General features: G+C 70.5%; 20 protein-coding genes and 1 pseudogene. 13 read left to right on the top strand and 8 right to left on the bottom strand.

The window, feature by feature from the left end; genetic code table 11:
* Positions 1-10: 10 nt before the first annotated feature.
* Positions 11-2596, bottom strand: a complete 2586-nt coding sequence (leuS, locus tag BLT59_RS24195) for a leucine--tRNA ligase (RefSeq protein WP_091786772.1) — start codon at positions 2594-2596, stop codon at positions 11-13.
* Between the two features lie 227 nt (positions 2597-2823).
* On the opposite strand from leuS, the gene BLT59_RS24190 reads away from it, so the two are divergent.
* Positions 2824-3531: a YggS family pyridoxal phosphate-dependent enzyme gene (locus tag BLT59_RS24190; RefSeq protein ID WP_175544116.1), complete on the top strand. Its 708-nt coding sequence runs from the start codon at positions 2824-2826 to the stop codon at positions 3529-3531.
* A 3-nt stretch (positions 3532-3534) separates the two neighbouring features.
* On the opposite strand, the gene BLT59_RS24185 is transcribed toward BLT59_RS24190, so the two are convergent.
* Entirely contained in the window at positions 3535-4092 is a 558-nt protein-coding gene (locus tag BLT59_RS24185; RefSeq protein WP_091786769.1) for a L,D-transpeptidase family protein, read from the bottom strand.
* 381 nt (positions 4093-4473) lie between these two features.
* Here BLT59_RS24185 and BLT59_RS24180 point away from each other — a divergent pair, with 381 nt between their 5' ends.
* The 10 genes and pseudogenes from BLT59_RS24180 (at position 4474) to BLT59_RS30780 (ending at position 14487) form a co-directional block, all read left to right on the top strand.
* Positions 4474-5160, top strand: a complete 687-nt coding sequence (locus BLT59_RS24180) for a response regulator transcription factor (RefSeq protein ID WP_091786766.1) — start codon at positions 4474-4476, stop codon at positions 5158-5160.
* Positions 5161-5225: 65 nt separating this feature from the next.
* Positions 5226-5717, top strand: coding sequence for a cyclic nucleotide-binding domain-containing protein (locus tag BLT59_RS24175; RefSeq protein WP_091786763.1), 492 nt, complete (start codon positions 5226-5228; stop codon positions 5715-5717).
* Between the two features lie 51 nt (positions 5718-5768).
* Positions 5769-6614, top strand: a complete 846-nt coding sequence (gene dapD / locus BLT59_RS24170; protein ID WP_091786819.1) for a 2,3,4,5-tetrahydropyridine-2,6-dicarboxylate N-succinyltransferase — start codon at positions 5769-5771, stop codon at positions 6612-6614.
* 25 nt (positions 6615-6639) lie between these two features.
* Positions 6640-7496 (top strand): annotated as a pseudogene (locus BLT59_RS24165) (alpha/beta hydrolase).
* 164 nt (positions 7497-7660) lie between these two features.
* Positions 7661-8539, top strand: coding sequence for an acid phosphatase (locus BLT59_RS24160; protein ID WP_091786759.1), 879 nt, complete (start codon positions 7661-7663; stop codon positions 8537-8539).
* Between the two features lie 129 nt (positions 8540-8668).
* On the top strand, positions 8669-10900 hold the full coding sequence (locus BLT59_RS24155; protein WP_091786756.1) for a TonB-dependent siderophore receptor: 2232 nt from the start codon (positions 8669-8671) through the stop codon (positions 10898-10900).
* 106 nt (positions 10901-11006) lie between these two features.
* Entirely contained in the window at positions 11007-11963 is a 957-nt protein-coding gene (locus BLT59_RS24150; RefSeq protein ID WP_091786752.1) for an AEC family transporter, read from the top strand.
* A 185-nt stretch (positions 11964-12148) separates the two neighbouring features.
* Positions 12149-12694 (top strand): LPS assembly lipoprotein LptE, encoded by a 546-nt coding sequence (gene lptE, locus BLT59_RS24145; protein WP_091786749.1) that lies wholly within the window; start codon positions 12149-12151, stop codon positions 12692-12694.
* A 6-nt stretch (positions 12695-12700) separates the two neighbouring features.
* Positions 12701-13738, top strand: coding sequence for a DNA polymerase III subunit delta (gene holA, locus BLT59_RS24140; RefSeq protein ID WP_091786746.1), 1038 nt, complete (start codon positions 12701-12703; stop codon positions 13736-13738).
* A 509-nt stretch (positions 13739-14247) separates the two neighbouring features.
* Entirely contained in the window at positions 14248-14487 is a 240-nt protein-coding gene (locus tag BLT59_RS30780) for a peptidase associated/transthyretin-like domain-containing protein (protein ID WP_139174105.1), read from the top strand.
* 404 nt (positions 14488-14891) lie between these two features.
* Here BLT59_RS30780 and BLT59_RS24130 read toward each other — a convergent pair whose 3' ends face one another.
* The 4 genes from BLT59_RS24130 to mnmG form a co-directional block, all read right to left on the bottom strand.
* Complete coding sequence (locus tag BLT59_RS24130) at positions 14892-15785, bottom strand: ParB/RepB/Spo0J family partition protein (RefSeq protein WP_091786816.1); 894 nt, start codon at positions 15783-15785, stop codon at positions 14892-14894.
* Between the two features lie 61 nt (positions 15786-15846).
* On the bottom strand, positions 15847-16704 hold the full coding sequence (locus BLT59_RS24125; RefSeq protein WP_012321019.1) for a ParA family protein: 858 nt from the start codon (positions 16702-16704) through the stop codon (positions 15847-15849).
* A complete protein-coding gene (rsmG, locus tag BLT59_RS24120) occupies positions 16701-17336 on the bottom strand; it encodes a 16S rRNA (guanine(527)-N(7))-methyltransferase RsmG (RefSeq protein ID WP_091786743.1) in 636 nt (211 codons plus the stop codon). Before rsmG ends, BLT59_RS24125 begins: the two co-directional genes overlap by 4 nt.
* Entirely contained in the window at positions 17333-19231 is a 1899-nt protein-coding gene (gene mnmG, locus BLT59_RS24115; RefSeq protein WP_091786740.1) for a tRNA uridine-5-carboxymethylaminomethyl(34) synthesis enzyme MnmG, read from the bottom strand. The genes rsmG and mnmG overlap by 4 nt, the downstream gene beginning before the upstream one ends.
* 422 nt (positions 19232-19653) lie before the next feature.
* Between mnmG and BLT59_RS31470 the strand changes: the two genes are divergently transcribed.
* Positions 19654-19803 carry a hypothetical protein gene (locus BLT59_RS31470; RefSeq protein WP_164706362.1) on the top strand — a complete coding sequence of 50 codons (150 nt, stop codon included), beginning with the start codon at positions 19654-19656 and terminating at the stop codon, positions 19801-19803.
* A gap of 225 nt (positions 19804-20028) precedes the next feature.
* Here BLT59_RS31470 and BLT59_RS24110 read toward each other — a convergent pair whose 3' ends face one another.
* Positions 20029-20250: a heavy-metal-associated domain-containing protein gene (locus tag BLT59_RS24110; RefSeq protein WP_091786813.1), complete on the bottom strand. Its 222-nt coding sequence runs from the start codon at positions 20248-20250 to the stop codon at positions 20029-20031.
* A 69-nt stretch (positions 20251-20319) separates the two neighbouring features.
* Positions 20320-21198 (bottom strand): MipA/OmpV family protein, encoded by an 879-nt coding sequence (locus tag BLT59_RS24105; RefSeq protein ID WP_091786737.1) that lies wholly within the window; start codon positions 21196-21198, stop codon positions 20320-20322.
* 279 nt (positions 21199-21477) lie between these two features.
* Here BLT59_RS24105 and BLT59_RS24100 point away from each other — a divergent pair, with 279 nt between their 5' ends.
* Positions 21478-22938, top strand: a complete 1461-nt coding sequence (locus tag BLT59_RS24100) for an EAL domain-containing protein (protein ID WP_091786734.1) — start codon at positions 21478-21480, stop codon at positions 22936-22938.
* The last annotated feature ends 5 nt before the right edge of the window (positions 22939-22943 follow it).

Genomic DNA, 22943 nt, shown 5'->3' with positions numbered 1-22943 from the left:
CGCCCGAGGCTCACACCACCAAGTTCACGATCCGCCCCGGCACGACGATCACCTTCCGCGGCGCCTTGCCCTCCAGGATCTTCTGGACCGCCTCCAGCGCCAGGGTGGCGGCCTCGACCGTCTTGGCGTCGGCGTCGCGCGGCACGGTGACGTCCGCCCGCTTCTTGCCGTTGATCTGGACCGGCAGGGTGATCTCGTCCTCGACGAGGAGCCCCGCTTCGGCTTCCGGCCAGGGCGCCTGGGCGACGAGGTTGCCGCGGCCGAGGACCGACCAGCATTCCTCGGCGAGGTGCGGCATCATCGGGGCGATCAGCTGCACCAGGATGCCGGCGGCCTCCCGCGCGGCGCTCGCCGAGACCGGACCGCGCAACCCGTCCTCCAGGGCGTTGGCCAGGGTGTAGATGTGGGCGACGCAGCGGTTGAAGCGCAGGCGTTCGATATCGTCCTGGACGGAGGCGAGCGCCCGGTGCGCGGCCTTGCGCAGCGGCAGATCCGCAGCGCCGTCGCCGGTCGTCTGAGCGGCGGCGTTCACCAGGCGCCAGACCTTCTGGACGAACCGGGCCGCGCCCTGCACGCCCTCCTCGGTCCAGATCACGTCGCGCTCGGGCGGCGAATCGGACAGCATGAACCAGCGTGCCGTGTCGGCCCCGTAGCTCGCGATGATGTCGTCGGGGTCGACCACGTTCTTCTTCGACTTCGACATCTTCTCGATCGGGCCGATCGTGATCGGTGCCTGAGTTTTCACGTGAAACGCGCGGCGCTCGCCCTCCTCGGTGGCGAAACGGATCTCGGCCGGCGGCACCCAGGCGCCGGCCGCATCCTTGTAGGTCTCGTGGACGACCATGCCCTGCGTGAACAGGCCGGCGAACGGCTCGGACGTGCCGGCCCAGCCGGTCTCGCGCATCGCCCGCATGAAGAACCGGGCGTAGAGCAGGTGCAGGATCGCGTGCTCGATGCCGCCGATATACTGGTCCACCGCCAGCCAGCGATCGACCACGGCCCGGTCGGTAGGCGCATCCGTGAGCCAGGGCGCGGTGAACCGGGCATAGTACCAGGACGAATCGACGAACGTGTCCATCGTGTCGGTCTCGCGCCGGGCCGGGCCGCCGCAATGCGGGCAGGTCACGTTGCGCCACGCCGCGTCCCGCTCCAGCGGGTTGCCGGGCTGATCGAAGGACACGTCCTCGGGGAGCTTCACCGGCAGGTCCGCCACCGGCACCGGGACCGGACCGCAGGATTCGCAGTGGATGATCGGGATCGGGCAGCCCCAGTAGCGCTGTCGGGAGACGCCCCAGTCGCGCAGACGGAACTGCACCTTGCGCTGGGCGACCCCCTCCCCTTCCAGGCGCTGCGCCACAGCCTCGAAGGCCGCGTCGGTGCTCATCCCGTCGAGGAAACGCGAGTTGATCATCCGCCCGTCCTCGACATAGGCGGTGTCGGTGATCACGAAGCTCGCCGGATCCTGACCCTCAGGGCAGACCACCGGCGTGTTGCCGAGCCCGTACTTGTTCGCGAAATCGAGGTCGCGCTGGTCGTGGGCCGGGCAGCCGAACACCGCGCCGGTACCGTATTCCATGAGCACGAAGTTCGCCACGTAGACCGGCAGCTCCCAGGACGGGTCCAGGGGATGGCGGACCGTGAGGCCGGTGTCGAAGCCGTGCTTCTCGGCGGTGTCGATCGCGGCCTGCGCGGTGCCGGTGCGGCGGCACTCCTCGATGAAGGTCTGCAGGTCCGGCCGGTCCGCGGCGAGGGCCGCGGCCAGGGGATGGTCGGCCGCGATCGCCAGGAACCTGGCGCCGAACAGCGTGTCGGGCCGGGTCGTGTAAACGGTTACCGATTCGGGCGCGCCGGCTGGCGGTCGGGCCAGTGCGAAAAGAACCTCCAGGCCTTCCGAGCGGCCGATCCAGTTCTTCTGCATCAGCCGGACCTTTTCCGGCCAGCGGTCCAGCCCGTCGAGGGCGGTCAGCAGGTCCTCGGCGAAATCGGTGATCTTGAAGAACCACTGGGTCAGCTCGCGCTGCTCCACCAGGGCGCCGGAGCGCCAGCCGCGGCCGTCGATCACCTGCTCGTTGGCCAGGACCGTGTGATCCACCGGGTCCCAGTTCACCTTGGCGGTGCGGCGGGTGACGAAGCCCTTGCCCAGGAAGTCCAGGAACATGCGCTGCTGGTGCTTGTAATAGCCCGGATCGCAGGTCGCGATCTCCCGGCTCCAGTCGAGCGACAGGCCCATGGCCTTCAGCTGGTCGCGCATCGACGCGATGTTGGCGTAGGTCCAGTCCCGCGGGTTGACCTTGCGCTCCATGGCGGCGTTCTCGGCCGGCAGGCCGAACGCGTCCCAGCCCATCGGGTGAAGCACGTTGAAGCCGCGGGCGCGCTTGTAGCGGGCCACCACGTCACCCATCGCGTAGTTGCGGACATGGCCCATATGGATGCGCCCCGATGGATAGGGGAACATCTCCAGCACGTAGTATTTCGGGCGCGGGTCGCTGTTGTCTGTCTCGAACAGCCGCTGCGCGGCCCAGGCTTCCTGCCAGCGCGGCTCGGCATCCTTGGCGTTGTAGCGCTCGACGGGTTGGGGGGCGGTGCTGGTGGTCATGGATCCGGCTGGGTCAGGGGCTCGGCGGCCGGCTGGAGGGAGCCGCGGCACGGTTGCGCCGCGATAGCATATCTGCGCGGCAGCCGGTCAACGGAGGGCGCGATTCGGGCTTGCGCGGGGCGCGCGAGGGCATAGGTCGACGGGAGAGCCGCGGCCCCCGCCAGCGACAGGACAGGCCCATGATGGACGACGCGATCACCGACCCGAATGTCCCGCACACGGACGGGATGGGTCACAGGACCGAGAAGCTCCCCGTCGGACAGGCCGATGTCGCGGCCGGGCTCGCCGAGGTCCGGGCGGCGATTGCCCGGGCGGCCGAGGATTCGGACCGCGATCCGGCCGAGGTCCAGCTCGTGGCGGTCTCCAAGACCGTGCCGGCCGAGGGCATCCTGCCGGCCCTCAAGGCCGGGCAGCGGGTCTTCGGCGAGAACTACGTCCAGGAATCCATGGCGAAATGGCCGGACCTGCGGGCCGGCTACCCCGATGTGGAGCTGCACCTCGTCGGGCCGCTGCAATCCAATAAGGCCCGGGAGGCGGTGGCTCTGTTCGACGTGATCCACTCCCTGGACCGCCTGTCGCTCGCGGCGGCGCTCGCCAAGGAGATCGAGCGGTCCGGCCGGACCCCGAAGCTGCTGATCCAGGTCAATACCGGGGCAGAGCCCCAGAAGGGCGGGGTCCTGCCGGACCAGCTCGAGACCCTGCTTTCCGAGTGCCGCGAGACCCATGGGCTCGCGATTCAGGGCCTGATGTGCATCCCCCCGGCCGAGGATCCGCCCTCCGCGCATTTCGCCCTGCTGGCCCGGCTGGCGAAGGCGCACAACCTGCCGATCCTCTCCATGGGGATGAGCGCGGATTTCCCGGCGGCGATCCAGCTCGGCGCCACCCATGTCCGGGTCGGGACCGCGATCTTCGGAGCCCGGACCCGGAAGGCGTGAGCCTCAGCCGATCCGCAGATGTGTCCGCGGCCCGAGGCGGCGGAGCAGCCGCAGCAGGTCGGCTCGGGCCAGCGCGACGCAGCCCTCCGTGGGTCGGTAGCCATCCCGGGCGATGTGCAGGAAGATCGCCGAGCCCCGCCCCTTCCGGATCGGGCCGCGATTGTAGTCGAGGTCGATCACCACGTCATAGAGCCCGTCGCCGCGCCACATCGATTCGGCGCTGACGCCCGGCGCCGGCAGGCGGATCGGCCGGTTGTAGCGGCGGTCCCGGTGATCGTCGCACCAGCCGTCATCGGGCCGGGTGGCCCGCAGGGACAGCGCCGTGCGCGGCCGGATCCCGAGATGGTCGGGCCGGTAGGCGCCGCCGCGCAGGCGGAAGCGGCCGCGCGGCGAGCCGCCGTCGCCCTCGCGCTTGTCGCAGACCATGCCGCCGGATCCGAGGGCGCAGGGGATCACGGCCGGGCCGACGAGGAGCTGACCGCGCCGGCGGTCGGTGACCAGCGCCCGCACGCGGATCTCCCCCAGGGTCAGACGGACGGGTCCCCTACTCGGCCGCCGCATGATGTCCGTTCTCCCGAATCCGTCCGGTCCGGTGGGCCTTATGCCCGAGATCCCTACTTCGAAGCGGTGAAAAATTGCGCGCAAGGCAACTTCCGGCCACAAAGCGCGCCCTATCTCTTGGTCGAACCTGGGCCGCCGAGCCGGGATTCGGGAAGGTGCCAGCCCCCCGCCTCGCCGCGGGACCGAACCCGCCATCCCGGATTGGCGCGCCTCGATCCCGCAACCCGCTGGCCGGCGTGCTTGTCGCGTCGGCGAAAGGATGCGGAAACACAAGCCTGGGTAGGATCGTCGCGCGATCCTGCCGAGATCCGACATGATCGCATGCTGCACCCGACAGGCGGCCCATCGCCCCTCCCGCAGCACGCACTGGGGCCCCGGACGATGCCGAACGCCTACCGCCTGCTGATCTGCGACGACGACGCGATCCTGCGCGATACCCTGACCGAACAGCTCGATCTCTGCGACGAATTCACGGTTTTCACCGAGGCGAACGCCGTGGACGCGATCCGGCGAGTGGCCGCCGAGCGCATCGACCTCGCGGTGATGGATGTCGGTCTGCCGGACCTCGACGGGCGCGAGGCCGTGCGCCGGATGCGCGCCGGCGGCTTCCGCGGCCCGGTCATCATGCTCACCGCCCAGGATTCCGAGGCGGACCATGTCGAGGGGCTGGAAGCCGGCGCCAACGACTACGTCACCAAGCCGTTCAAGTTCGGTATCCTGCTGGCCCGGATCCGCGCGCATCTGCGCAGCCACGAGGCCTCCGAGGACGCGGTGTTCCAGATCGGTCCCTACACGTTCAAGCCGGGGGCCAAGCTGCTCGTCGGCGAGCGCGGCTCGAAGCTCAAGCTGACCGAGAAGGAGACCGCGATCCTGCGTTTCCTCTACCGGGCGGGCCGCGCCGTGGTGAACCGCGACACCCTGCTGGCCGAGGTCTGGGGCTACAACGCCCAGGTGACCACGCACACACTGGAGACGCATATCTACCGGCTGCGCCAGAAGATCGAACCGAATCCCGCCACCGCCGCCATCCTCGTGACGGAGGGCGGCGGATACAAGTTGCTGCCCTGACGAATTGAAGCTTTACGTGTAGGCGATCCGGCGGGTTCGCGTATGCGCAGGGTGGTGAGGCGTTCTTGGGGCTCGACGACGACATCGCGATCCTCGCGGCCGCACCGCTGTTCGGCTTTCTCGACCGCGACGCCCTCCGTCTGCTGACCTTCGCGGCGGAGCGGCGCGATCTCGCGGACGGCGACCTGCTGTTCGCGCGCGGCGATCCGGCCGATGGCGGCTTCGTGGTGATGGCGGGGACGATCCGGCTCGCGCCCCGGGTCCCCGGAGCCGAGACGGTGCGGGCCGGGCGCTCCGCGCTGATCGGCCAGCTCGCCCTGTTCGTGCGCGGCACACGGCCGACCGAGGCCCGGGCCGAGGGGAGTGCCGCGGTGATGCGGATCACCCCGATGCTGATGCGCCGCGTGCTGGAGGAGTTCCCCGCCGCCGCGCAGGCCGTCCACGACACCCTGGCGGACGACCTCGTCGGGCTGGTGACCGATCTCGATCAGGTGCGCGAACTCCTCGAGGTCATCGACGGTATCTCCTCAGGTGACAGCTCCGGTGGCCGCTTGTAAGCACGGGCTCCCGCTGCAAGAGTTCTGACCCGTTCCATGTCCCAGGCCGGCCTGCCCCATTCCGATCTCGCCCAGACCATCGAAGCCGCCTGGGAAGACCGCGCCACCATCTCGACCGCCACCACGGGTGCGGTGCGCGAGGCGGTCGAGGCGGCTCTGGACCTGCTCGATTCGGGCAAGGCCCGCGTCGCCGAGAAGTCCGGCAACCACGATTGGGTGGTCAATCAGTGGCTGAAGAAGGCGGTTCTGCTCTCCTTCCGCCTCAACGACATGGCGACGATCGAGGGTGGCCCGGGCGGCGCGCCCTGGTGGGACAAGGTCGCCTCCAAGTTCGCCGGCTGGGGCGAGGCCGAATTCCGCGCCGCGGGTCTGCGGGCGGTGCCAGGCTGCTTCGTCCGCCGCGGCTCCTACATCGCCCCCGGGGCCGTGCTGATGCCGAGCTTCGTCAATCTCGGCGCCCATGTGGGCGAAGGCACCATGGTCGATACCTGGGTGACGATCGGCTCCTGCGCGCAGGTGGGGAAGAACTGCCACATCTCCGGCGGCGCCGGTATCGCGGGCGTGCTGGAGCCGCTCCAGGCCAACCCGGTGATCATCGAGGATGATTGCTTCATCGGGGCGCGTGCCGAGGTGGCGGAGGGCGTCATCGTCGGCCAGGGCAGCGTCCTGTCCATGGGCGTCTATATCGGCGCCTCCACCAAGATCGTGGACCGGACCACCGGCGAGGTGATGTACGGCCGGGTTCCGCCCTACTCCGTGGTCGTGTCGGGCACGATGCCCGGCAAGGCGCTGCCGGACGGCTCGCCCGGCCCGGGCCTCTACTGCGCGGTGATCGTCAAGCGCGTCGATGCCGGCACGCGGTCCAAGACCGCGATCAACGAGCTGCTGCGCACCTGATGTCTGGGGACTTGGCGGGAGCGTGATGGAGACGCCGGAGCTGAACCTCACGGTGGCGGGCCGGACGGTGCCGACCCCCTGCGACAGGATCGGGGCGGGACCGGACGCGCTCTTGCTCCCCGCCCTGTCGACCATCTCGGCGCGGGCCGAGATGCGGGACCTCGCCGGTTTTCTGGGGACGGAGTATCGCTGCCTCATCCCCGACTGGCCGGGTTTCGGCGCCCGCCCGCGGGCCCGGGTTCCGCTGGCCCCGGAGAGACCTTCCACGCCTTCCTGGACGCCCTGCTGGCCGCCGCGCCGGGCCCCTACGCCCTCGGCATCGCGGCCGGTCATGCCGCCGGCTACCTCATGGCGGCGGCGCGACGCCATCCGCAGGCCTTCGGGCGGCTGGTCTTGGTGGCACCGACCTGGCGGGGACCGCTGCCCACCGCGATGCCGGGGCGGGCGCACTGGTTCCCGCGCATCCGCCGGGCCGTGGAGGCGCCGATCCTCGGCGAGGCGCTCTACCGGATCAACATCAGCCCGCCGATCATCGGCCGGATGATGCGGGCCCATGTCTATGCGGATCCCGCGCGGATCACGCCGGCGCTGATCCGCGACAAGCACGCGATCACCCGGCAGCGCAACGGCCGCTTCGGCACCGCCGCCTTCGTCACCGGCGGCCTCGACCCGGTGGGCAGCCGCGACGCGTTCCTGGCTCTGTTCGGCGACGGCCTGCCGCCGACCCTGGTTCTGCGCCCGGAACATGCACCCCGGCGTTCGGGCGCCGAGATGGACGCCCTCATCGCGGGCGGCCGCGTGACCGGCGCCATGATCCCCGGCGCCCTGAGCCCCCACGAGGAATATCCGGGTGCCGTGGCCGCCGCGATCCTGGGGGGGTGACCGGGACGGGACGGGCACCGGGCCCCGCGTGGCAGGCGGCGGGAACCGGCCCCGTCACGCTGGACAGATTCGCGCGTCTGTGCAGGGACTGGATGGGCCGGCTGAGCCGTTGGTCCGGCAGCGGGCGCGTCCCGCAGATTCCGTCCGATAGAGCCCCGGATTCGATGCTGCGCACGCCGACCCTGCCTCTCCTCGCCCCGGCAGCCCTCGCCCTCCTCCTGTCCGTCGCGGTCCGCGCCGAGGACGCGCCCCGCCCGGTGTCCCCAGGGACCCAAGCGGCCCCGTCTCTCAGCGCCGATACGCTGAAGCCGGGCAAGCCGGCCGTGAAGCCCTACCTGGCGGACGCGGCCCTGCCCGACGCCGTCCAGATCCTACCCTCCCCGCCGGCCCACGACGCACCCCTCGACAAGGCCGATCGGGCGGCCTTCAACAGCACCCGCGTGCTCAAGGGGACCCCCCGCTGGGATCTGGCCGCGAACGACGTGGCCGAGGGCGCCGCTGCGGTGCTCGAGAATTTCGCCTGCGTGCTCGGCACCCGGATCGATCAGGCGCGGGTGCCGGCGGTGATCAACCTTCTGGAGCGCGCCCGCCTCGACCTCGCCCGGGCAACGCGGGCCCCCAAGGTCCATTACCGCCGCCTGCGCCCCTTCGTGGGCAACGAGGCACCGATCTGCGTGCAGCGCAGCCAGGCCCTGGCCGACAGCTTCAGCTATCCCTCCGGCCACGCCACCCAGGGCTGGGCCTATGCGCTGATCCTCGCCTCCCTGGTCCCTGAGAAGGCGACCCCGATCCTGGTCCGTGGCCGGGCCTACGGCGAGAGCCGGATCGTCTGCGGCGTGCACTGGCTCAGCGACGTGGCGGCGGGGCGCCTCACCGGCACCGCGGTCTTTGCCGCCTTGATGGGGGATGCAACCTTCCGGGCAGATCTCGACAGGGCCCGGGCCGAACTCCGCAGCGCCATGGCGGCCCCCGTCACAGCGCCCGATCAGGCCGCCTGCACCCGCGAGACCGACGCTCTGCGGGAGCCCCCGCTCGAGTTCTAGACGCGAACCATTCCAGATTTGAAGACTTCTAAGTGTGTGATATTCAACACGTTTTCGGCTTGATCAAGAGACCGTGAATGGTGCTACCGGAGCCTCAGGCGCCGTCTGAGGCGTGTTTCTGGGGCTCCAATGTCGTTTCATTCCGCATCGTCCGGACTGCTTCTTGCCACCACGGCTCTGACCAGCATCGCCCTCGTCCAGTCGGCTGCCGCGCAGGGCGCTGCCGTGCAGCTCAATGAGATCTCCGTCGAGGCTTCCCGTCCGGCCGCTGCGGCTGCGACCGCCCTCGGCGGCGGTGGCAATATCAGCGGCGGTGACGGCAACAGTTCGGCCACCAGCGGCGGCGGCGGCGGCCCCTCCGGCGTCACCGGCTACGTGGCGCGGGTGAGCCCCACCGCCACGAAGACCAACACGCCCCTGATCGAGACGCCGCAATCGGTCTCGGTGGTCACCCGGGAGCAGCTCAACGACCGCAACGTCCAGAGCTTCAGCGACGCCCTCGCTTACGTGCCGGGCGCGAGCATCAACGTTTCGGGCTTCGACCCACGCTTCGATCAGGTCTTCATCCGCGGCTTCGACGTGCTCTCCAACCAGGGCACCTATCGCGATGGCCTGCGTCAGATCGGGAGCGGCTTCATCTTCCCGCGCATCGAGCCCTACGGTCTGGAGGCCGTCACCGTCCTGCGGGGGCCGTCTTCCGGCCTGTATGGTCTCGGCTCACCGGGCGGCATTCTCGACGTCACGTCGAAGCGGCCGGTCTTCGCGCCGTTCGGCGAGGTCTGGTTTCAGTCGGGAAGCTTCGACCGCTTCCAGGGCAATTTCGATCTCGGCGGCCCGATCGAGGGAACGGACGGCACCATGGCTTACCGCCTGACCGGCGTGCGTCGGGAGGCGGGGACCTTCATCGGCCGGGGCACGAACGACGACCAACTCAACATTGCCCCCGCTTTCACGTGGAAGCCCTCGGCCGATACGACCCTCACCTTCCTCAGCGAGTTTCAGGTCCGAAATACGCCGGCGACTGTGTTTTATTACAATGATCCCGGTTTCCGCGTGACCAAGTATTATAGCGGCGACCCCCGCTTCGCCGGTCTCGACCAGACGCAGTACCGCGTCGGCTACGCCTTCGAGCACCGCTTCTCGGACGACCTAATCGTCCGCCAGAATTTCCGGCATTACGGCGTCTTCCTGAGCGCGAAGTACACCGGGATCGATTCGATCAATGAGGCGCGCACCTTGGGTGCCCGCTCTACCGGCTACATCCGCGAGGGGCTGGTTCAGCAGACCCTGGACAACCAGATCGAAGCGCATGTCACCACCGGCCCGGTCGCCCATACCCTGGTGGCGGGTGTGGACTACGCCCATTACGGCCTGAGCAACCGGTTCGGCGCCGGGCCCGCACCCGCCCTCAACCTGATCACTCAGAATTACGGCCAGCAATTCATCCCGACCCCGGTCCTCGCCAGCCCGACGCGCCAGGCCCAGGACCAGATCGGCGTCTACCTGCAGGATCAGGCCAAGTTCGGCGACTTCGTGCTGACGCTGAACGGCCGTCACGACTGGGTCTTCCAGGACAACCGGACCTCGCCCGTCAGCGCGGTGACGAGCCAGGACAATTCCGCCTTCACCGGCCGTGTCGGCCTGAACTACCTCCTGGCCCCCGGCCTCGTGCCCTATGCCAGCTACGCCACGACCTTCACGCCGCAGGTGGGCACGGATGTGCGCGGCCAGGCCTTCAAGCCGGCGACGGGCGACCAGATCGAGGCGGGCGTCAAGTACCTGATCCCCGGGACCAACATCCAGACGGCCTTCGCGGGGTTCGACATCGTGCAGTCGAGCATCCTGCGGACGGACTCGACCAATATCGCCTTCCAGGCGGCCACCGGCTCCGTGCGCTCCCGCGGCTTCGAGGCCGAGGCCACGGCCAATCTCGCGCCGGGCACCAACCTGACCATCGCCTACACGCACTTGGATTTCCGGTTCCTGAGCCAGACCTCGTTCACGGGAGCGACGCAGGATGGAAATCGGGTGTCGGGCATTCCCAGCGACACCTACACGTCGTTCCTGACCTACGCGTTCCCGACCTCCTCACCGTTGCGCGGGCTGACGGTGGGTGGTGGCATCCGCTACATCGGCACGAGCTTCGCCGATGACGACAACACGGTTCGCAATCCGACCGTGACACTCTACGACGCCCTGGTCGCCTATGATTTCGCGGCGATCGACCCGAAGTATCAAGGTCTCCGCGCGCAGATCAACGCCTACAATATCTTCGACCGGACCTATAACACCTGCGCGTTCGGCAATTGCTTTCGCGGTGCGCCCGCGACGGTCATCGGCAGCCTGATCTATCGCTGGTAGCCGACTTGCGCGGGGCGGCGGCATGGCAGGTCCCCGCCCCCGGCACTGGAGCCGGGATCGAAAACCGTCCTAAGGCCGGGACGTCGTCCTTCGATCCGGGCCCGCCATGCTCTCGACCCTTCTGGTCGTGCTGCCGATCTTCGCGCTGATCTTCGCCGGCTGGCTGGCCCGGAGGATCGGCGTGCTCGGGGCCGCCGCCACCACCGAACTCAACCGGTTCGTGGTCTTCCTGGCTCTGCCCGCGCTCCTGTTCGACGTGACCGCCCACGCCCATTGGGGTGCCATCTGGAGGCCCGGCTTCATCGGCGCCTTCGGCCTCAGCAGCCTCGCGGTCTTCGCCCTCACGGTGCTGATCCGGCGCGGGGAGGGGCGGCCGCTGGCCGATGCCGCGGTGGACGGGCTCAACGCCGGCTATGCCAATACCGGCTTCATGGGCTTCCCCCTGGCGCTGGTCGCCTTCGGGCCGGAGGCGCTCGCGCCCACGACGGTGGCGGCGATTCTCACGGTCTGCGGCGTGTTCGCGGTCGCGATCGTGCTGATCGAGACCGGCCTGCGGCGCGAGGCCCCCGCGACGGGCCGGGTCTCCGCCCGTGATCCCGTCTGGCGGTCGGTCGGCCGTTCGCTCGTGCGCAACCCGCTGCTGGTGGCGCCGGCGCTCGGCGCCCTGGTACCGAGCGCCGGCTTGACGCTGCCGGCCTCCGCGGAGACGTTCCTCAAGCTCCTGGGCGGGGCGGCCGCGCCCTGCGCCCTGGTGGCGCTCGGCCTCTTCCTGGCCCAGAAGCGTCGCCCGGGAGGCGGGCAGGGACAGGTCGTGGCGCTGCTCGTCGGCCTGAAACTCGGCCTCCATCCCCTGCTTGCCTACGCGCTCGGCCGCTACCTGTTCGAGCTGCCCCCGCTCCTGCTGCACACGGCGGTGCTCATGGCGGCGCTGCCCACCGGCACCGGGCCGTTCATGCTGGCGGAATTCTACCGGCGCGAGGCCGACCTGACCGCCCGGGTCGTCCTGTTCTCCACGGTGCTGGCGGTCGTGACCGTCTCGGCCTACCTCGCGGCGATTGCCTAGGCACTCCGGCCGGACCGCCGGATCCCTCTCCTGCCGCGGCGTGACAATCCGAAACCGCGCGACCACGCTCTTGCCGCAGAGGGCGCGCAACAGGGGAATCGTAACACTTGGCTCCTAGCGTCGTGGCGCGGCACGCCGTGTCCGCGCTAGAACGATCCGGCAAGCGGGGGCGGAACGGCGGCGTGATGGTGGGTTCGAAGGTTACGATTGCGGGGCGGATCGCCCGCCTCGCCTGCGCGACCGGCTTGGCGCTGAGCCTCTCGGCCTGCTTCCGGCCGCTCTACGGACCGACCGCCTCGGGGGAATCCGTCCAGGCGCTGCTCGCCTCGGTCCAGGTCGACGACGTCGCGATGGCCCAGGGCCAGGAGCGCCTCGGCCACTACCTGCGCAGCGAGCTGATCTTCGACCTCGATGGGTCCGGCCATCCGGCGACCAAGCGCTACCGGCTGAAGCTCTCCGGCTCCGAAATCGTGCAGACCCCGATCGTCTCCTCCACCACCGGCCGCGCCGAGGCCGGTACCCTGGTGGCCAACATCAAGTACAGCCTCGAGGATATGAGCGGCACCAAGGTCTACACCGAGGGCGTTGCCACCTCGACCGCCACCTACGACCGCTCGGTCCAGCGCTTCGCCAGCCAGCGGGCCGCGCGCGACGCCGAGATCCGTCTGGCCGGCGTGCTGTCCGATCAGATCAAGAGCCGCCTCGCCGCCGTGCTCTCGACGAAGCCGTAATCCGACGTGACGGCGGTCAAGGCCGGTGAAATCGAGGGGCTGATCCGGCGCGGTCCCGATCCGCGCATCCCCGTCATCCTCGTGTTCGGGCCGGATACCGGTCTGGTCACCGAGCGGGCTCGGAAGCTCGCCGAGGATTTCGTCGACGATCCGGCCGATCCTTTCGCACTGGTGCGGATCGACGGTGACATCCTGGCGGCCGATCCGGGCCGGCTATGCGACGAGGCCGGGACGATGGGCCTGTTCGGCGGCCGCCGATCGATCTGGGTCCGGCCCGGCACCCGCAACTACGCGCCCGCCGTCGAGGCGGTGCTCGGCGCGACCGTCGCCGACGCCCGCATCGTCGTGGAGGCCGGCGACCTCGCCAGAAACAATCCGCTGCGCACCCTGTGCGAACGCTCTCCCAAGGCGCTCGCGATTCCCTGCTATGCCGACGACGAGCGGACCCTCTCGGACCTGATCGAGCGGACCCTTCAGGAGCGCGGCCTGCGCATCGATCGGGCCGCCCGCGAGGTCTTGGCCCGCAGCCTCGGCGGCGACCGCCGGGCGAGCCTGATGGAGATCGAGAAGCTCGCTCTCTACGCCGCGGGGGAGGGTGACAAGACCGTGACCCTCGACCATGTCGAGGCCGTCACCAGCGACGTCGCGGCGAGCGTGCTCAACACCCTGATCGACGCCGCCTTCGACGGCCGCCGCGACGCGGTGGAGCGCGACTACCGGCGCTTCCGCCACGAGGGCCTCGACCCGGGGGTGGTGCTGGGCTCGGCGCTGCGGCACGCCCTGACGCTGCTCACCACCCGCCTCGACAATCCCGAGAAGACCCCCGCCATGATGGTCGCGACGTGGCGGGGCCTGCATTTCAAGCGCAAGGGCAGCATCGAGGGCCAGCTCGGCGCGTGGCCGCCCGGCACCCTCCGGCAGGCCGTCGCGGCCCTGCAGGAGGCGGTCCTCGCCTGCCGGAGGGCCGAGCCCGACTTAGCCCATGCGCTGGCCTCGGCGGCCCTCCTGCGGGTCGCGGAGGCGGGGGCGCGGCGGCGGCGGTAGACAGGATCTGCGGCAGCGGAGGCCTCTCCGCGGCGGAGGATACCGGAGCGACACTGGCCCGGAGCCGCGCGCCATACGCACGGCACGCCCTCTTCGGTCCGCGCCCGGACGCGCGCCGGTGTCGACAGGCGGCCGGACACAATTTCGAGATCGCGGCCCTCTGCCGCCCGATCCGGACCACCCGCCCTGATCGCGCCGCCATGCCCTTTCCCGCCTCGCGCCGCAGCCTGCTGGGCGTTCTCGGTGCCTCCGCGATGTGCCGTGTGCCGTCGCGTCCGGGGCGGGATCCTACGCCTGCCTTCGGATGCCACAGGCCGTTGAAGGCCCGTTCCACCGGGACTTGAGGCTCGTGCGCGCCGATATCCGCGAGGGCCGCCCCGGCATCCCGCTGCTGCTCGCCCGGCGGGTGATCGAGGCAGCGAACTGCGCCCTTGCCGGGGAGGCGGGTCGACGTCTGGCACTGCGACGCCGAGGGCCGGTAGTCCGGCTCCCCGGGCAGGGGGCGGGGAATGTCGATACGGGGCCGGACCTGCCTGCGCGGCGGCCAGACGACCGACATGACGGGGCGGGTCCGGTTCGAGACGATCTATCCCGGCTGGTACGTGGGTCGCGCCGAGCATATCCACGTCAAGGCGTTCCTCGACAGGCGCACGATGCTCACCGGGCAGATCTACTTTCCCAACACGCTGAGCGAGTTCCTCGACACGCAGGTCCCGGCCTGTGGGGCCGCAGCGGCGAGCGGATCGTGATCAACAGCAGCGAGGCCCTTGCGGCGGCCCGGTCTCCCGGCCGGCGGGCCTTCTGCGCCGTGCAGGAGAGGGCGACCGGCACCGCGCCACGCTGGTGCTCGGGGTTGACCGCAGCCGGGTCGAAGCGGGACGGGGGCCCGGCGGTCAGCCCCGGGGCCGCTCGGATTGAGCTGGCCTCCGGCGCCACCGCCGCTTGTACCTGCCCTTCGGGACCGGCTCGCCGCCTTTGTGCCGAGCCTGCGCCGGGCTCACTGAGGTGAGACTACCCGGCAGCCTTCCGCATCATCGCGCGCGGCAAAGCGATCCGGAGCGCCGTCCCAATCCCGGATCGCGCCTGCCATGTCCGGGTCGCGTCACACCGTTCGCACAGCCCGCGAGACCCGACCGTGCGGCCGGAGCCGGCCTCAGGCGTCCGAGACCTTGAACCGGTTGAGCAGGGCCTGCAGCTCGTCCTGGGACTCGTAGCGGATGCGGATCTCGCCCGAATCGGCATCCTTGGGCTTGTAGGAGACCGGGACGCCGAGCGCCCGGTGGATCCGGAGTTCCAGATCGCGCACAGTCGCGGGGCGCTCGGCTGAGAGGCGCGGGCGACCGGGGCGGGGCGTCTCGGCCGGGGCAGCCTCCGCGGACGCGATGGCCTCCACATCCCGGACCGACAGGCCCTCGGCCACGACGCGGCGCGCCAGCGCCTCGGGATCGCGCACCGCCAGCAGGGCGCGGGCGTGTCCGGCGGTCAGCTCGCCGGCGGAGACGCGCTCCTGCACGGAGAGCGGCAGGTTGAGCAGCCGGAGCGTATTGGCCAGATGGCTGCGGCTCTTGCCCAGGATCTCGGCCAACTCCTTCTGCGTGTACGAGAAATCCTTCATCAGGCGCTCGTAGCCGGACGCCTCCTCGATCGCGTTGAGATCGGTGCGCTGGACGTTCTCCAGGATGGCGAATTCCAGGGAGCCGCGGTCGTCGATCTCGACCACCACCACCGGCACCTCGTCGAGGCCGGCGCGCTGGGCAGCCCGCCAGCGCCGCTCGCCGGCCACGATCTCGAAGGTCCCGGGCACGTCGCCGATCGGGCGGACCACGATCGGCTGGATGATGCCCCGCTGGCCGATCGAGGCCGCCAGTTCGGACAGTTCCGTCTCGGCGAAGCTCCGGCGCGGGTTGCGCGGGTTGGCACGCAGGAACTCGACCGGAACCTTGCGCTGCTCCTCGGCCTTGGCCGACGCGCGGCCGGCCTCGTTGAAATCGCCGATCAGCGCCGCGAGCCCGCGCCCCAGTCGAGGCTTCGCCCCCTCCTCCGCCATGATCGCCACCCGTGTCACGCTCCACATCCCCCCTCTTCGAACCGGAGGGGGCTCAAATCAATCAGGCCGCGGCCGGAACCCGGCCCTCGCGCTGGATCACTTCCGAGGCGAGGCGCAGGTAGGCCTGGCTGCCCGCGCATTTCAGGTCGTACAGCAGGGCCGGCTTGCCGTGCGAGGGCGCCTCGGAGATCCGGACGTTGCGGGGGATCACGGTCTCGTAGACCTTGTCGCCCATGAACCCGCGCACATCCGCCACGACCTGGGCGGAGAGGTTGTTGCGCGGGTCGAACATCGTCAGCACGATGCCCTGGATCGTCAGCTTCGGGTTCAGCGCGCCGCGGACCTGCTCGACGGTGCGCAGAAGCTGGCTGAGCCCCTCCAGGGCGAAGAACTCGCATTGCAGCGGCACCAGCACCGCGTCGGCGGCCGCCAGCGCATTGATGGTCAGCAGGTTGAGCGAGGGCGGGCAGTCGATCAGCACGTAGCTGATCCGGCTCAGGCTCGGCGCCTGGGTGAGGCTCTTCAGGACGCCGCGCAGCCGATGCGCACGGTCGGGCAGGGTGGCCAGTTCCAGCTCGAGGCCGAGGAGGTCCATGGTCGAGGGCGCCAGCGACAGCCGGGGTACCGCCGTCGGGACCACGGCCTGCGCCAGGGAGGCCTCGCCCGCCATGACCTCGTAGGTCGAGACCCGGCGCTTGGCGCGGTCGATGCCCAGACCCGTGGAGGCGTTGCCCTGCGGATCGAGGTCGATCACCAGCACGTCCTCGCCGATCGCCGCCAGGGCGGTGCCGAGGTTGATGGCCGTCGTGGTCTTGCCGACGCCGCCCTTCTGGTTGGCGAGCGCCAGAACGCGCAGAGGGCGTCGCATGGATGAATCCATGGACCGGTCGGCGGGATCGCCGAGGATCGCTTCGCTCATCGGTGGCTCGGGGCGGCGAGGGCAGTGACGCGCACGATCCGGGCATCGGAATCGGTCCGGCTCGGCACGAGGTCGTTAACGACTGTCCACTGCGCGCCGGCCTGGGTCAATTCGGCTTGTACGTCCCGGCCCTTCGGAAACAGGCCGGTGGTGCCCGTTTTCAACAGAGGCTCGGTCCAGGCGAGGAGCTGTGCCATCGGCGCGAGGGCGCGGGCGCAGACGACCTCGGTGCCGACGTACTCGTCGATCACGGCCTCGATCCGGGCGTTGCGCACCCGGGCCGGGGCCTCGGTGAGGCGAGCCGTCTCGGTGAGGAAGGCGCATTTGCGCGCGTTGCTCTCCACGAGGTCGACCCGAATGCCGCGTTCCCGGCCGGCGATGGCCAGGATCAGGCCCGGAATGCCCGCTCCGGAGCCGAGGTCGAGCCAGGTGCGGGCACCGGGTGCCAGATCGAGCAGCTGCAATGCGTCGTCGATATGGCGGCTCCAGACCTCCGTCAGGGTCGCCGGGCCGACGAGGTTCTTGATCGGCTGCCAGCGGCGCAGCTGGGCCACGTAGAGGTCCAGCCGCTCGGCTGTTTCACGTGAAACACGGGAGGCTGCCAGGATGCGGGCGCGATCCGGGTCACTCATGCCGACAGCTGATCCAGGGCCGGCGTCGATCGCGCGCCGCGCCGCGCATGCGCGGCGAGCAGGGTCAGCGCGGCCGGGGTCACGCCCTCGATCCGTGCCGCCTGTCCCAGGGTCCCGGGGCGCACGGTCTCGAGCTTCACCCGCATCTCATTGGAGAGGCCGCTGATCGCCGCGTAATCCAGACCCGCGGGCAGGCGCACCGCCTCGTCGCGGCGGAAGGCTGCGATGTCGGCGTTCTGCCGGTCGAGATAGACCGCATAGGTCGCGTCGGTCTTCATCCGATCGGCGATCCGTGGAGCGACATCGGCGAGATCCGGCCACACCGCCGCCAGGGTAGACCACGCGATCTCCGGATAGGCCAGCAGCTGGAAGCCGGTGCGGCGGATGCCATCGCGGTTCAGGTTGATCCCGTGGGAAGCAGCCTGGCTCGGCGTCAGGCTCACGGATTCGAGGCGGGCGCGGGCCGCGTCCAGGGCCGCCTGCCCGGCCGCGAAACGGGTTGCCCGATATCCCCCGACGCAGCCCAGCGCGATCCCGCGCGGCGTGAGGCGGGCATCCGCGTTGTCGACCCGCAGGGACAGCCGGTACTCCGAGCGCGAGGTGAACATCCGGTAGGGCTCGCTGACACCCTGGGTCACGAGGTCATCGATCATCACGCCGAGATACGACTCGGCCCGGTCGAAGCCCACGATGCCGAGTCCGCCCGCGTGCCGGGCGGCGTTGAGACCGGCCACCAGCCCTTGGCCGGCAGCCTCCTCGTAGCCCGTAGTGCCGTTGATCTGGCCGGCCAGGAACAGGCCCGGCAGGCGCTTCACCTGGAGGCCGCTATCGAGTTCCCGCGGATCGACGTAGTCGTACTCGATGGCGTAGCCCGGGCGCAGGATCGTGGCCCGCTCCAGCCCGGGGATCAGACGGACGAGCGCGTGCTGCACCTCTTCCGGCAGGGCCGTGGAGATGCCGTTCGGGTAGATCGTCGGGTCGTCCAGGCCCTCGGGCTCCAGGAAGATCTGGTGCCCCTCCCGGTCGCCGAAGCGCACCACCTTGTCCTCGATCGACGGGCAGTAGCGCGGCCCCCGGCTGGCGATCCCGCCGGAATACATCGGCGAGCGGTGCAGGTTGGCGCGGATCAGGTCGTGGACGGCCTGGCTCGTCCGGGTGATGCCGCAGCGGATCTGCGGCGTCGTGATCCGCTCGGTCAGGGTCGAGAACGGCACCGGCTCGGCATCGGCCTCCTGCATCTCCAGGCCGGCCCAATCGATGGTCCGTCCGTCAAGACGCGGGGGCGTGCCGGTCTTCAGCCGACCCAGCCGGAGGCCCAGGCGGTCGAGGGTCTGCGCCAGTCCGATCGCCGGCGCCTCGCCGACGCGGCCCGCCGGGATCTGCCGCTCGCCGATATGGATCAGCCCGCGCAGGAAGGTGCCGGTGGTCAGCACCACGGCCCCGCAGGCGAGGGTGCGCCCATCCGCCAGGACGAGGCCGCTGAGGCGGCCCTCCGCGCCGAAGGTGAGATCCTCGCAGGCGCCCGCAATCACCGTGAGCCCGTCGGTCTCGGCCACCGCTTCCTGCATGGCGGCCGCGTAGAGCTTGCGGTCGGCCTGGGTCCGGGGGCCGCGTACCGCCGGGCCCTTGCGGCGGTTGAGCAGGCGGAACTGGATTCCGGCGGCGTCCGCGACCCGGCCCATCAGGCCGTCCAGAGCATCGACCTCGCGCACGAGATGGCCCTTGCCGAGGCCGCCGATAGCCGGGTTGCACGACATCGCCCCGATCGTCGTCGGATCGTGCGTGACCAGCGCGGTGCGCGCGCCGCAGCGTGCGGCCGCGGCGGCGGCCTCGACGCCGGCATGGCCGCCGCCGACGACCGCAACGTCGAACCGGACGGGGGAGGTGGTGAGCATAGGTTGACGAGCAGCCTTTCGCAGAAGTCCCGCCGCAGCTGCGGGTCGGTGCGCACCCGCGTTCCGTGCGGGAGGGACCCGTAGGCCCATGGTTCCGCCGGGTGGTCTAAGCGGGCGTGGGCGCGGCGGTCAACGCATTCCGTCCGCAGCCGCACCGGACCGGCGTCCCGCGCGGAGCCGTCGCGCGATGCGGTGAATGTGAATACGGTATTCAGCGCGACCGCGCCGCAAAGATCTATCGGTCCCTCAAGCATTGCTCTCGCAGGATCGGCGAGAACTTAATGATGATCGCTTGCCAGTCTCGCCGGACCGTGCAAATCTTGCGCCGTGACTCCATCCTGAACGGACAGCGCCGTCCGGCAGGCCCATGAGGGGGGCTGTTTCGCCGCGTCGCGGGGCGACGCGGGATGAGGAGACTCGAGATGTCCTCGCTGACAATCGGCCTGGGGGCCGCCTGTTGTGCGGCCGGCGCCGCCGCTCATTTCCTCGACAGGACCCAGCGCAAGGAGGGCCTGTTCGGCCTCGCGGGCTTCGCCCTGCTGCTCACCGGGATGTTCCTGAGCCGCTCCTGAGCGGTCCTTCTCGGCACGGTGGCAACCATCGTCCCGAATCCAGCCCAGCAAGGTCGCCGTCCCTGCGAGCGGGGCGCAGCAACCCAGTTGCGCTACGCGCACAAGCGTCGCGCGTGCCCGCGTTGCTCGCGCTCCTTGCACCGATGTGGGGCGCCGCGACATTAGCTGCCGCAGCCTGCCGGCCCAGATCCGGAGACTGAGCGACTTCAGCCGATCCCGGCCGTCTCAGCCGGTCATGGCCGTCGCGGTGTAGCCGGCCTGGGTCAGGGCCTCGGCGATGGTGAGCGCCTGCGCGTCGGTGCGGATCGCCACCCGTGCGCCGTCCCGATCGACCTGTACATCCGCCGCGGGATCGATCCGCTTCACCGCGCGGGTCACCGCGGCGGCGCAGCCGTCACACGTCATGCCCTCCACCCGCATCAGCAGGTCGGCGCGCGTCTCGTCCATCCGGGCCTCCATATCCGTGTCGCCGCAATGTCGGGAGCCGGTGGGACCGGTGCAAGCCGCCGCGGCGGCCTAGAACGGCGCCGGCATCCGGAAGGCGTAATCGATGCGCAGGCCGAACTGGTACTGATTGGGGTTGCCGAAGGGGCGGCGCACCAGCGGGCTGTCGCCGGAGGCGCCGAGGATCCGGGTGTAGCCGGCATAGGCCGTATAGGCCCATGTCTCGCTCTGCGTGTAGGTGACGCCGCCGAGTACGCCCGCCGAGTAGAAGCTGCGCGGGTCGTAGGGGGTGACGCGCCCGTTCAGCGCCGCCTCGATCGGGGAGACCCCGAAATACTTCCGGGCGTAGCTGGCATCGCCGATGTTGAAGCGCGGCCCGATGGAGAACAGGAGCTTATCTGCCGGGATCAGGTAGTCGGCTGCCACCGAGCCGACGGTGCCGTGATGGCCGTAAACGCCCTGGCGGGCCTCGACGCGGGTCCGGATGAAGGAGACCGGATAGAATTCGGCGAACACGCCCGGCTCGACCGCGAAGCGTGCGTCGCGGAAGCCGTACAGGTGGCGCCGGTCGTCGCCGTAATAGCGCCCGGGCACGAAGCGCGCGGTCGGGCCGATCCGGAACGACTCGGAGTCGAACAGCGAGAAGCTGAAACCGTCATCTGGCGTCGAGAAGCGGCGCGGCTCGCCCACCCGCCGGATGTCGATCGAGGGATAGCCGACGGCGGTGTAGTCGCTGGCGCCCGGATAGCGCGGCACGGCCTGGATCGAGCCGCTCAGCGTGACGATCCAAGTGTTTGGATCGACCATCGCGAAGGTCGGCGTCGGGCGCGCAAGGTCCGCGCCGAGATCGGCGGCCTGCAGCGCTGTCGTGCCGAAGGCCGCGAGCAGCGTGCCGGCGCCGAGAACAGCGCGAAATCGGGGAGTACGCGTGGGGACGGGCGTCATGGCCACGCTTTATGATCCTTTTTCATCCCCGCCGCATTCGCAAGCCGCGCAACCCTCCCCGGAGGGCCTTGCAATCGGACCCGCCGTGATGATTCCGCAACGTTCCAGCGGGCGCCGGCGTCACACCCCCCGAAATTAACAGGCGGCATCGCACCATCACCCTCCCTGAGCCTTGCCGGCCGGGGTGTGCCCGGCCAATGATCCTGCGATTCGGTTCGCGCCCGGTGGGGTTCGCTCGGGATATTCCCCGGCGACCGGCGCGCGTTCCTGGCAGGTGTTCAGACGATGGTCCCGGTCCTCGGCCGGTACGCGGGGCTGTTGACGGTCGGCCTAATCGGGCTCGTCGTGTTCGGGCCGCTCGCGGTGTTCCTGCCGCTCTGGAGCGCCTTGACGCTCGGCGCCGCGGCCGCCGCGGCCGGCTCTCTCGCCCTGACCCGTATCGCCACCCTGAAGGCGCGCTGCGAGAAGCTGTCCGGCGAGGTCGATCTGCTGTCCCGGCGCCTGCTCAAGGTCGAGACGGCGGCGGCCGCCGCGGCGGCTCAGCCGCGGCCCGAGGTCGCCGAGGCCACCCTCCGGGCGCAGATCGAGGAACTGACCGTCGAGTTCGGGCTCCTCAGCGGCATCGTGCGGGACCTCACCACGGTGGTGAGCAACCAGGATTCCGAGATCGCGAGCCTCAAGGCTCCGCGCGAGATCGCGCCGGCGCAGGCGCTCCGGCATCAGCCCGATCCGATGCCGGCCGCGGATCTCCCAGAAGCGCCGGCGCATCCCCAGGCGCCGGCCGCTCTGCCCGAGCGCATCCCGTCGGTGCCGCAGCCGGCCGCGACGGACCGGCAAACCGTCCAGGATCCGGCGCCGTCCGTCTCGCCGCGCCCGATCCCGCCGCGCCCGATCCCGCCCCGGCCCACCGCGACCCCGCTCGACGAGGCCGCGATCATCGCGGCCTTCGAAGGGGAGGGCCTGGAAATCCACCTGCAGCCCGTCGTCACCCTGCCCCAGCGCAAGGTCGTGGCCTACGAGGCGCTGGCCCGGTTGCGGATCGGCGGTCCTGGGACGCCGCCGGCCGAACCCGACGCCTTCCTGCCGGTGCTTGAGCGCTACGGCCGCACCACCGAACTCGATCGCCGCATGCTCCAGCGCGCCTCCATCGTGACGCGTCACCTCGCCCGACGGGGCAGCGAGACCCTGCTGACCTACAGCTTGTCGCCGCTGTCGCTGTTCGAGCCCGGCCTCCTGCGCGAATTGGCCCGCACGGCCGCCGACGATCCGGCCCTGGCGGGGTTGACCATCGCCCTGCCGCAGGAGAGCTGGCGCCGCCTCGACGCCGGCCAGCGGGGCCTGCTTGCGCCCCTGCAGGGCCGGATCGGGTTCAGCCTCGACCGCCCGGACGACCTGCGCTTCGAAGCGGCCGAACTCGCGGCGCTCGGCATCGGTCAGGTCAAGGTGCCGGCGGAGATGCTGCTGCGGCCGGGCGCGAACCGGGGCCGCCTGTCGGACATCGCCATCGAGGACACCGCACCGGCCCTCGGCCGGGCCGGGATCCGCGTCGTCGCCACCGGCGTCGCCGACGAGGCCGACGTTCCGGACCTGATCGACCTCGACGTGCCGTTCGCGCAGGGAACGGCCTTCGCGGCACCGCGGCCGGTGCGGGCGGAGGTCTTGGCGACCCCGCCTTCCGAGGAGCCGACGCCACCCCCGGAGCCCGAGCGGCGCCCGTTCCGATCGGTTCTGCGCCGCGCCGTGTAAGGCCG

It is taken from the genome of Methylobacterium sp. UNC378MF (assembly GCF_900103195.1).
Lineage (GTDB): Bacteria > Pseudomonadota > Alphaproteobacteria > Rhizobiales > Beijerinckiaceae > Methylobacterium.
Note: the sequence above shows the minus strand (reverse complement) of the source record. Positions and strands in the feature narration are given on the sequence as shown.

Bases quoted from the DNA above. Each gene is read 5' to 3' on its own strand.
- BLT59_RS24100 (WP_091786734.1), top strand. From the start codon at position 21,478: ATGGTCCCGGTCCTCGGCCGGTACGCGGGGCTGTTGACGGTCGGCCTA.
- BLT59_RS31470 (WP_164706362.1), top strand. From the start codon at position 19,654: ATGTCCTCGCTGACAATCGGCCTGGGGGCCGCCTGTTGTGCGGCCGGC.
- BLT59_RS30780 (WP_139174105.1), top strand. From the start codon at position 14,248: ATGTCGATACGGGGCCGGACCTGCCTGCGCGGCGGCCAGACGACCGAC.
- mnmG (WP_091786740.1), bottom strand. From the start codon at position 19,231: ATGCTCACCACCTCCCCCGTCCGGTTCGACGTTGCGGTCGTCGGCGGC.
- BLT59_RS24150 (WP_091786752.1), top strand. From the start codon at position 11,007: ATGCTCTCGACCCTTCTGGTCGTGCTGCCGATCTTCGCGCTGATCTTC.
- rsmG (WP_091786743.1), bottom strand. From the start codon at position 17,336: ATGAGTGACCCGGATCGCGCCCGCATCCTGGCAGCCTCCCGTGTTTCA.
- BLT59_RS24110 (WP_091786813.1), bottom strand. From the start codon at position 20,250: ATGGACGAGACGCGCGCCGACCTGCTGATGCGGGTGGAGGGCATGACG.
- lptE (WP_091786749.1), top strand. From the start codon at position 12,149: ATGGTGGGTTCGAAGGTTACGATTGCGGGGCGGATCGCCCGCCTCGCC.
- BLT59_RS24185 (WP_091786769.1), bottom strand. From the start codon at position 4,092: ATGCGGCGGCCGAGTAGGGGACCCGTCCGTCTGACCCTGGGGGAGATC.
- BLT59_RS24160 (WP_091786759.1), top strand. From the start codon at position 7,661: ATGCTGCGCACGCCGACCCTGCCTCTCCTCGCCCCGGCAGCCCTCGCC.
- BLT59_RS24155 (WP_091786756.1), top strand. From the start codon at position 8,669: ATGTCGTTTCATTCCGCATCGTCCGGACTGCTTCTTGCCACCACGGCT.
- BLT59_RS24190 (WP_175544116.1), top strand. From the start codon at position 2,824: ATGGGTCACAGGACCGAGAAGCTCCCCGTCGGACAGGCCGATGTCGCG.
- BLT59_RS24125 (WP_012321019.1), bottom strand. From the start codon at position 16,704: ATGAGCGAAGCGATCCTCGGCGATCCCGCCGACCGGTCCATGGATTCA.
- leuS (WP_091786772.1), bottom strand. From the start codon at position 2,596: ATGACCACCAGCACCGCCCCCCAACCCGTCGAGCGCTACAACGCCAAG.
- BLT59_RS24180 (WP_091786766.1), top strand. From the start codon at position 4,474: ATGCCGAACGCCTACCGCCTGCTGATCTGCGACGACGACGCGATCCTG.
- BLT59_RS24130 (WP_091786816.1), bottom strand. From the start codon at position 15,785: ATGGCGGAGGAGGGGGCGAAGCCTCGACTGGGGCGCGGGCTCGCGGCG.